This window comes from Pseudomonas sp. P5_B2, assembly GCF_056400445.1.
Genome location: NZ_JBFULH010000989.1, coordinates 1 through 1,196, shown reverse-complemented (window position 1 = coordinate 1,196; position 1,196 = coordinate 1). Strand labels below are relative to the sequence as shown.

Below are 1,196 nucleotides of genomic sequence, written 5' to 3'. Positions count from 1 at the left end.
GTTCTGCACTGAGCATGGCCGCGGTTTCCACCGTCCACGCTGCCGACGACATGGAGAAATGCTTCGGTGTGGCCATGAAAGGTCAAAACGATTGCGCAGCAGGCGCCGGCACCACTTGCGCCGGCACCTCGAAAACCGACTTCCAGCCTAATGCCTGGAAACTGGTCCCTAAAGGCACCTGCGCCGCCACCATGAGCAAGACCTCGCCGACCGGTTTCGGTCAGATGGAAGYCTTCAAAGCCAAAGCCTGATCCGGACCCCGCCCGAGTGTCGACCATGAACCATTCAACGTTCGGGCTCCCGCCCCGCGCCGGGCTGGGGCTCAAGACCGAGCACTTTCGTGAAGTGCTCGGTTCATCACCGGACATCGGTTTCTTCGAAGTCCACGCCGAAAACTACATGGTGGCCGGCGGCCCGTTTCTTCATTACCTGGGGTTGATTCGCGAGCAGTATCCACTGTCGCTGCATGGCGTGGGCTTGTCGATTGGTGGCGAAGGTCCGCTGGACACTCAGCATCTCAAACGCCTCGCCGCACTCATCGAGCGCTATCAACCCCACTCTTTTTCCGAACACCTGGCCTGGTCCAGCCATGGTCCAGTGTTCCTGAATGACCTGTTGCCTCTGGCCTATGACAACGCAACCCTGAACCGCATCTGCGACCACATCGACCAAGTCCAAAGCACCCTCAAACGCCCGATGTTGCTTGAGAACCCGGCCACTTACCTAGCGTTCGAGCGCTCGACCATTGATGAAGCAGGCTTCATCGGTGAAGTCATCCACCGCACGGGCTGTGGGCTGTTGCTCGATGTGAACAACGTCTACGTATCGTGCATCAATCATCGTCGCGATCCGGTGGCCTACATCGACGCCCTGCCCCTTCATGCAGTCGGCGAGATTCATCTGGCAGGCTTTGCCGAAGACACCGACAGCCTCGGTGACCGTCTGCTGATTGATGATCACGGCGCCCCCATCGATGACGCGGTCTGGTCGTTGTACCAGCACGTGCTGGAGCGAACAGGGCCAATAGCCACCCTGATCGAACGCGACAATCAGTTGCCCGCCTTCAGCGTCTTGCAGGCCGAGGCGCGTCAGGCCGATGAACTGTTGCTGTTCCCGGAAGGCCGGTCTTGAGCACACAAGCTGCTTTTTCCGCCGCTCTGCTTGATCCCCGACTGCGCTGCCCAGAGGGCTTGATC

General features: G+C 59.7%; 2 protein-coding genes. Both read left to right on the top strand.

Translation table 11 applies throughout. From position 1 onward, the window contains the following. A partial coding sequence (locus AC1DRJ_RS28565) for a BufA1 family periplasmic bufferin-type metallophore (RefSeq protein WP_477805094.1) occupies window positions 1-251 on the top strand: 251 nt, incomplete at its 5' end. Window positions 252-276: 25 nt separating this feature from the next. After that, the gene (gene bufB / locus AC1DRJ_RS28560) at window positions 277-1,131 is read left to right on the top strand and encodes an MNIO family bufferin maturase (protein WP_477805093.1); all 855 of its coding nucleotides are present in this window, start codon (window positions 277-279) and stop codon (window positions 1,129-1,131) included. Window positions 1,132-1,196 lie beyond the last annotated feature (65 nt).